The sequence below is a fragment of the Bacillus sp. P4_E1 genome (genome assembly GCF_056401715.1).
Map to the genome: position 1 here is coordinate 81,345 of NZ_JBFUIV010000023.1, position 7,447 is coordinate 88,791.

8 protein-coding genes and 4 pseudogenes are annotated in these 7,447 nt (G+C 34.5%); 8 read left to right on the forward strand and 4 right to left on the reverse strand.

Annotated features, from left to right (window positions below):
• Positions 1-242 precede the first annotated feature (242 nt).
• Positions 243-458 carry a spore germination protein gene (locus tag AC1DS7_RS24660; RefSeq protein ID WP_002161752.1) on the reverse strand — a complete coding sequence of 72 codons (216 nt, stop codon included), beginning with the start codon at positions 456-458 and terminating at the stop codon, positions 243-245.
• Positions 459-1,435: 977 nt separating this feature from the next.
• On the opposite strand from AC1DS7_RS24660, the gene AC1DS7_RS24665 reads away from it, so the two are divergent.
• The 7 genes and pseudogenes from AC1DS7_RS24665 to AC1DS7_RS24695 form a co-directional block, all read left to right on the forward strand.
• Positions 1,436-2,065, forward strand: coding sequence for a Holliday junction resolvase RecU (locus AC1DS7_RS24665; protein ID WP_113709797.1), 630 nt, complete (start codon positions 1,436-1,438; stop codon positions 2,063-2,065).
• A gap of 138 nt (positions 2,066-2,203) precedes the next feature.
• Complete coding sequence (locus AC1DS7_RS24670; RefSeq protein WP_088265902.1) at positions 2,204-2,575, forward strand: ArpU family phage packaging/lysis transcriptional regulator; 372 nt, start codon at positions 2,204-2,206, stop codon at positions 2,573-2,575.
• Positions 2,576-3,336: 761 nt separating this feature from the next.
• Positions 3,337-3,534, forward strand: a complete 198-nt coding sequence (locus AC1DS7_RS24675; protein ID WP_002017201.1) for a hypothetical protein — start codon at positions 3,337-3,339, stop codon at positions 3,532-3,534.
• Positions 3,535-3,890: 356 nt separating this feature from the next.
• Positions 3,891-4,166, forward strand: a complete 276-nt coding sequence (locus tag AC1DS7_RS24680) for a hypothetical protein (RefSeq protein WP_016119217.1) — start codon at positions 3,891-3,893, stop codon at positions 4,164-4,166.
• A 220-nt stretch (positions 4,167-4,386) separates the two neighbouring features.
• Positions 4,387-4,578 (forward strand): hypothetical protein, encoded by a 192-nt coding sequence (locus AC1DS7_RS24685; protein WP_078177533.1) that lies wholly within the window; start codon positions 4,387-4,389, stop codon positions 4,576-4,578.
• 301 nt (positions 4,579-4,879) lie between these two features.
• Complete coding sequence (locus AC1DS7_RS24690; RefSeq protein WP_476999271.1) at positions 4,880-5,446, forward strand: recombinase family protein; 567 nt, start codon at positions 4,880-4,882, stop codon at positions 5,444-5,446.
• A 194-nt stretch (positions 5,447-5,640) separates the two neighbouring features.
• Positions 5,641-5,928, forward strand: a pseudogene (locus AC1DS7_RS24695) (N-acetylmuramoyl-L-alanine amidase C-terminal domain-containing protein); the annotation flags it as partial.
• 185 nt (positions 5,929-6,113) lie between these two features.
• Here the strand turns inward: AC1DS7_RS24695 and AC1DS7_RS24700 are convergent.
• Positions 6,114-6,440, reverse strand: coding sequence for a YolD-like family protein (locus AC1DS7_RS24700; RefSeq protein WP_476999272.1), 327 nt, complete (start codon positions 6,438-6,440; stop codon positions 6,114-6,116).
• Positions 6,441-6,616: 176 nt separating this feature from the next.
• On the opposite strand from AC1DS7_RS24700, the pseudogene AC1DS7_RS24705 reads away from it, so the two are divergent.
• Positions 6,617-6,753 (forward strand): annotated as a pseudogene (locus tag AC1DS7_RS24705) (N-acetylmuramoyl-L-alanine amidase); the annotation flags it as partial.
• A gap of 1 nt (position 6,754) precedes the next feature.
• On the opposite strand, the pseudogene AC1DS7_RS24710 reads toward AC1DS7_RS24705, so the two are convergent.
• Together AC1DS7_RS24710 and AC1DS7_RS24715 are read right to left on the reverse strand one after the other, a co-directional pair.
• Positions 6,755-7,048 (reverse strand): annotated as a pseudogene (locus AC1DS7_RS24710) (WXG100 family type VII secretion target); the annotation flags it as partial.
• A 213-nt stretch (positions 7,049-7,261) separates the two neighbouring features.
• Positions 7,262-7,447, reverse strand: a pseudogene (locus AC1DS7_RS24715) (IS6 family transposase); the annotation flags it as partial.

A 7,447-nucleotide genomic window follows, 5' to 3' on the forward strand; every position in this document is an offset into this window, starting at 1 on the left:
CGAGTTCATTCACTTAAAAGAAAGGATACACCAAATCATACGGGATTTTTCAAAATGTGCTTGGATAAATTAATTAGTATTTGTAAAAAAGCAGCTAGCAAAAGCTAACTGCTCGGCTGGTTCTCCAAGGGGGAAAGGAGAAAGGTTAGGGACTTCATTAAATGAGTTCTGGCTATCGCCTATCTATATTATTGACGGAATATTGAGTTTTATTCAGGGGAGGAAGAGAAAAATGAACAATTCTAGACTGTCCCAACTTGGTTTTGGTCTGCAACATCAGAATCGTATGTGTTTGTTGCACTAACACCGCTAAAGGTATTGGCAACAAAAGCAACATTGGATGATCCTGAACCATTATAAGCCTTCGTATTTTCCTTTGGAGAAACGTTGTAAAAATCGCCTAAGTTGAAAGAACCGTTACTATTTTGTACAACCAGATTTCCAACAACAGATGGTATAGTTTTCACCTGCTTTATTAAGAAGTATTTAAATTATTATATGGTGTATGCGTCTAGAGGTTCATCTGGATCTGAAAATTTTGAAATGAAGTTTGTTAGAAAACATAACAAAATAATCCTTTTACGAAAAAAGGTCCTGTTGTCTCCAACAGAACCTTTCCTAAAATGGCAAAGAGTAACTCTTACCTTACTCTTTGTTCATATACTACAGGAGTTTTAATGAAAATCCAAGGCTCCTTATATTGAGAAATAAAGAAGAATCATTCTAAAGAATCTTATCTTTGTCATAAATAAAAGAGCAGTTAGCAAAAACTAACTGCTCATCTCCAAGGGGGAACAAGGAGAAAAATCTAATGTCATCTATAGTATTGACGGAATATTAAGTTTTTATTCGGGAGGTTATGTTATATGATTGATGAAAAATTCCTTTATTAGCAGTAAAACACCGAGGAGAGACAGGACTTCAATTGAGAACCAAAACATACTTTTTTGAGGTTTTTTAAACTCCATTATTATGGAAGAAAATAAAAAGATTGCAAGCAGCATGATAATTAAGAGACGGATTATATCAGACATTAATAACACTCCTAATATTTAATCAGTTTCATTATATAGTTATTTCAAATAAGACGGAATTTAAGAATTGTTTTATTGAAATTCGAACAAAAAAGGCCCTGTTGTCTCCAACAGAACCTTTCCTAAAATGGCAAAGAGTAACTCTTACCTTACTCTTGCTATATAATACACAAAACACGTATAGATGTGTAGACTAAGAAATTCCAATGTAGTTATTTGAATATAGTGTTAAAAAGTATTTTTTCCGGGTTTAATATAAGGAATTAAATTACAAACTTTGATTTATCAATGTATATTAATGATTAACTAGAAAATAATAGTTAATAAAAGGATATTAAAATAATAAAATATGAAATATTCAATTGAAATAGAAATTTACAAGTAGAAAGCGAGGAATAACTATGGGACTAGGAAACAGAGGAATGGCATTTGATAAGGTTATTAATCTATCGAACGAAATGTATCAAAGAGGGGGAGTGGCGCTTATAAACAAGTGTCCAACTCCTATGAAGGTGTTAAAAAGTAAAGGCGGCCGTGTATTAAATGGATTCTATGAAGCTAAAAGTACAGTGGACTATGATGGCGTTTATAAGGGACGAGCTATTGCGTTTGAAGCGAAGTCTACAGAGAATGCTACACGATTTGATTTAAAGAACATTGCGCAGCACCAATTGGATTATCTAGAGAAGGCAGAGAAGATGGGAGCGATTTGTTTCTTCCTTATTGAGTTTAGCAAAGACAAGTCAGTATTCGTGGTACCATTATCAGTCATTCAATCTTATGTAAGGATGTCTCATCAGCCAAAAGGTAAGAAGTCGATACCAAGAGCAGACTTTGATATTTATGGGTACTTAGTAGATCAGACGGAACGAGCACCAGTTGATTACTTGCAATACGTCGATGAGCAAGGATTTACACCGGTAATAGATGGCATGATTCAATTTGATCAGGACCATAAAAAGGTAACGAATAACATTGAAGCAACAAAAGAGAAGATGGTCAACAAGAAACGAAAATTATTAAAGGCTTAATGGATAACGGAACCATGCAGAGTGGATGGTGGGGGCTACTCGCTATGCATGTTTCCCTTATTCAACAATGAGATATTAAAATTTCGCGTACCTGATGTTAATATAAAAACCAAAATTTGAAATAGGAGGGATTCCAACTTGGAGAGACAATTATCTTTGTTACCGGATATCGATGATAAGAAAGTACAGAAGGAAGTAGTGAGCATTTTAAAGGAATACAGGGCACTCAAGATGCGATTTAGTAATGAAGTGGAGCAAGAAGGAATCAGCTTGTTTCCGGAACTACGTGATTCAAGGAACACGAGTAAATGGAAGGTGCAGCAGGTTGAAAAGGCATTTAACAATTTATTAGATGAAGATGAGCGTAATATTGTAGAGCGGAAGTTCCTGACAAACGAGAGAGTGAAGGATTCAGATGTTTATCACGATCTATTACTCAAGAAGACATACTTCTATGAGAAGAAGCAGAGTGCAGTTAATTTGATTGCTACAGCGCTAGGAATCATCTGAAAACCGCCAACAAAATGCGAGCTTTTTGGGGGACTAAATAAAAACGTGAAAATTATAAGCTATTCCTATAAACAGTTCTTTGAAAAGAGAATACGTTTTGGGGATAGCGTTCCCATTATAATAACGTTACTCGGTGACGCGGAGGCTAGAGGGAATAAGAGCTTCCCGAAATTATTTATATTTTACTTCTCATTGAGTGTATAAGCGTACCGCCTTTCATTTGTGGACTCATAGGTAGTAAAATCACGCCTGTCATGTGGATTTCTTGATTTCTATGTTAAAACTAGATCGGCACCAATTGGATATGATGGTTTGATTGAATGAACTGCATGTCATAAAAGAAGGAAAGTCTAAATTATATTAGTAATTGCTACCGACAATCACCGATATAAGTCAGGCTGTTCTTCTTAAACGATTAAACGAGCAGAGAGCTTCCGCTCTTTGTTTGAGCCAATACAGCTGAACATTCTCCTCAGTTTTATGTGTTGGTTCAAGCAAGGCGTAGGAAGAAACATATGCGTCTGGATATAAATCTTTTATAATTCGACATTGGCGAAAATGACATTAAGTAGCCGATTCTACGGAGTATAAACGAGAAGACTGAGAGTATCTAGAATACCAGAGGCTTGAAGAGATACTTATTGCCATTTGTTCTCTCTCTTCCCCTTCAGGAGCTGTCACTTCGGTGATGGCTTTTTGTTTTGTAGGATATTCTTCTTTTCTGTCGAATAGATAGATTGGGAGAGGTGGGGAATAAGTAAATGAAAAAATTTATAATAAGCATAGAAGCAGTCGATGGTAAACAACACGAATTTGAAATTGAGCATAAAAAGACAGTAACAGTTGCTGCTATAGAAAATTCTATACAAGCAAGAGAAGCTAGATTCTTCAGATTTGGAGATCGTATGATTAATTTGGACAATGTATTCTCTTTAGTGGTAAAAGAGAAGAAGGATTAAATACAAAAAAAGCATCCAAAACGGGTGCTTTTTTCTTTGTTATATAGAAATTACACATTAACCATTCAGCATATTAGGGAATATCGAGCATAGAATGATATGACTTGACACCACGATATCAAGTTTATTGATGCGTTTTAGTGTTACCTCTATGTTCACGAAAGGGCACCTGAATAAGGTGCCCTTTTTGATGAACCATTTTAATAAAGAAATCATATAGTATAGTGTAGGACAAGCTAACCGCTTATATCCTATTCAATGCTCATTGGGGAAATCCCCTTCTCATATTTTAGCATCTACTGACGTGGATGCTCTTTTTTATTGAGCAAAATGGACATTTAAATAGGAGGTTAATGATGGGTGTAACATTAGAGGAATTAGAAAAGTGTTTTAATGAAGCTGTAAATGAAGGAGCAGAGTATGTAGCTGTTCAAATTGAAATGGATGGGTTTCCTAGCGATGAAGTAATTATTAACGACAAACATAACATTGATTCTAAACTAGCGTATTATAAGAAAACATACAATGAAGATTTAGAACATAGATGCACTCCAGGAATTCGTATTGTAGGTTTTGCGTATGGTTATTCGTTCTCAGAAATCCTACGTGAATTAGGATTGTTGGTGAAGTAGTGATTAAACCAATAGCAATTATCGTAGGCGCTGCCGTTATCCTGGTGGCGTCTTGTTTGTTGTTAAGGGATGATAAGGGGTGAAATAGACTTGCAATTTGAAGATTAGATAATAATATTATTACTTTAAAATGCAGAAAGTAGACTAATAAACAAGCTGTTTTTAACTTTTAATCATAGAATATGAGGAATTCTATTGTTAAGAGGAGGTAATCATATTTATGGGATGTAATTGTAATTTCAGACATTGCAGAGATTGTAATAGATTTTGGGATGATTTAATGTTCTGCAGACGCAGACATAGAGATTGTGATGACCGTCGTTGTAGACGCGACCGTGACTGCGATTGTGATGAATGCCGTCGCAGACGTAACCATCATCATGACTGTGAGCGTGATAATCGTCGAGATTAGTAAAGTCCTTTGAATGAGTGTGCTTCTTCGCAGCACTCTTTTTTTGTTTATGGGTTTTCTAAATTAATACTTATTAAATACGAAGAATGTAGTTGCAATTCGATTTAAGGTCCAACAAAACAAACGAACATAACTAACGAAAATAAATGTCTTGTTTATATGTCTAAAAGTTGACCCTTTTGTACAATTTGATTTCATAGGTTAAAAACTTTGTAAACAGATAGTTGTTAATGTCTAAAAGATAGTCTGAAATAAAAGTATAGAATTCTTAGGACTTTTAGACTATTTTGAGGTGATTGTGATGGCTATTGTTGGTTATGCAAGGGTAAGTACAAAAGAACAAAATTTAGATGTGCAAATTGAGATATTAACAGATTATGGATGTGATAAAATATATTCTGAAAAATACAGTGAAGCTAATAGCAATCGAGGAGAATTGCAAAAAGCATTAGAGTATATGAGAGAAGGGGATAAATTTGTTATTTGTAAAATTGAACGTTTAGCTAGATCAATATTCGATTTATATAAGATTGTGAATACATTAGCTGATCGAGGCATAGCGGTGGTATTTCTTAAAGAACAAATTGATTTCTCTACACCCGCAGGTAAATTGATGTTCACTATGCTAGGGGCTATTGCTGAATTTGAAAGAGATTTAATCAATGAAAGAACAGCTGAAGGCCGAGAAAGGGCTAAAGCGATGGGCAAACACATGGGAAGAAAAGGGCAGGATGAAAAACAGGTCATGAACTTATTCTTTAATAGAACAGAAAATAGTTTGAGTGTAAATGACATTTCCAAAATGACAGGTGTTCCGCGTTCTACTATTTATGCGAAAGTGAAAGAATTAAAAGAGGGGGATTTATAATGGCGGAATATGAACAGCTTCGGCAGGAATTCCAAATTATAAGAATTACTGAGCAGATAGTAGAGGTCACTAATGAACCAAAACTTCTCATGATTTTCACCTCGATTCAAAGTTTTAGAAATTCTTACACAATTATACATTTAAAAAAGATTTACAAAAGGAATTACCATAAGGAGGAGCTATGACGAGTTACTTCCTACGTATACGCTCTAACGGGACAAACTGTTGGGAATGGTGGAGGAAACGGCGGTTCTAATGGTGGATATCAATACGTTAAGTCAGGTGGATTCGGTACTAACTCCTTAGATGAAGCTATTCAAGCTATGATAGAACGAGGAAGAAAAGGTAGCGTTAATGTTGATCCAATTTCTGGACTATGTTATATCCAAACCGATGTCCTACCTAATGCAGAGTTAGATAAGATTACTTGGTGGATGGATACTAGACCGGGTGGTAAATGCTTCCTTAGCTTTCTCTATTGAGTTCTGTTCCTCTTTTGTATTTGTAAATTCGATAACCATAACAGACAGTCCAAAACATAAACAAACAGCCTTTATCTTGCTAACTCTCACAAGAACTTACACTTTTGCTTTATCTGTATTTAACCTAGAGAATACAAGATTCTTTCATTTTTATTCCCGGGTATATTTGAAAAACTGTATGTTTTTTATCTCAAATCAATTATATCTATAAATTTAAGGAAAATTCTGTTATAAGATGCATCAGTGCAAGTTATTAAATTCTTTATTGGATTTATGTCAGTTACAGTCACATATCTAGTAAGCAAATGACCATCTCTATAATAAGTAATCAATATCTTCCCTTCAGAAAGAAATGAACATAATAACTTGTTTTCAATAATTTCTTGTTTGTCTTGGGTTAATGTAGGGCGCTCCACTTTTGTTTGTTTTTTAACAATCTTACCAATACCGATGAATTTCTTCGGTATCGAAGCGAATGGAGTCCGCTTAACCATTCCTATTCCTTTTGGCATATGTGTATATCTCCCTAATTGCTATTAATAACTGCATCATTATATCAAATTTTGGAGATGTTAGGATTATTTATGTAATTATAAAATAAACATTTAGAGGTTTTTGGCTCCTTATAAAATCAAATCAATTTAACTAAGCATGATTTATATATATATAATAGGAGAAATTACTGTGGAGTCCCTGTGTAGGTAAGCGTGTTGTTGCTAAGGTTAATAATATTCGTTTCAATAATACCCTTCTTGGCAGGGGAAAGATGTCGTTGGTTCTGTAGATGTAGGGTTAGGATTTACAATTGATGTGAAAATAATTGTTAAATTGCACCTTCTTCTAGTGTAACATCTTGATTATCTGCATTGCGAAACTTTTCAGCGATTCGCTTCAAATCTTCTTCTACCTGCACAAGTGAATTGATAGATGTAAAAGCTTTTGGTTTCGCATCATTGAACATTTGAATGAACTGTTGATTAGAGGCACCAATCCATTGAAAACACAAATGATCAATTTCATTACATAAATTATTACGTATAGACTCTAATGCGATTCTGGTATTACTTGCACGATTAGCAACTTCTTCTAGCATTTCAGGTGTCACTTTGATTTGAACCATTTCTTTCCTCCCTTTTCCCAATTTAAATGGTTCTGGTGCAAAAATAGTGGGATATGAAAGAAGAGTAAAAGATTCCTAGCGGATTTGAACGTTATGCTGTTAAACCAAAGAGGGTTCTGGTGCAAAAATAAAGTAAAAGAGAATAAAGCAGGTTCTGGTGCAAAAATAGAATAAAAGATAATAAAGCGCATAGATTCCTAACGAAATCATATCTTATGCCGCAAGCCCAAACAATTGATGGATGAATTCTTTTTGATTTTGGACAGACTGGTCCCGTAAATCAACCTGTTCTTTTTTAATCATATGCATGACTTCTACTCCAGAAAGAATGGATGTAGCTGTGTCAAAACATTTGAACCCTAGCATAGAACGAATTCGCTTCTTTATAAAACGATGATC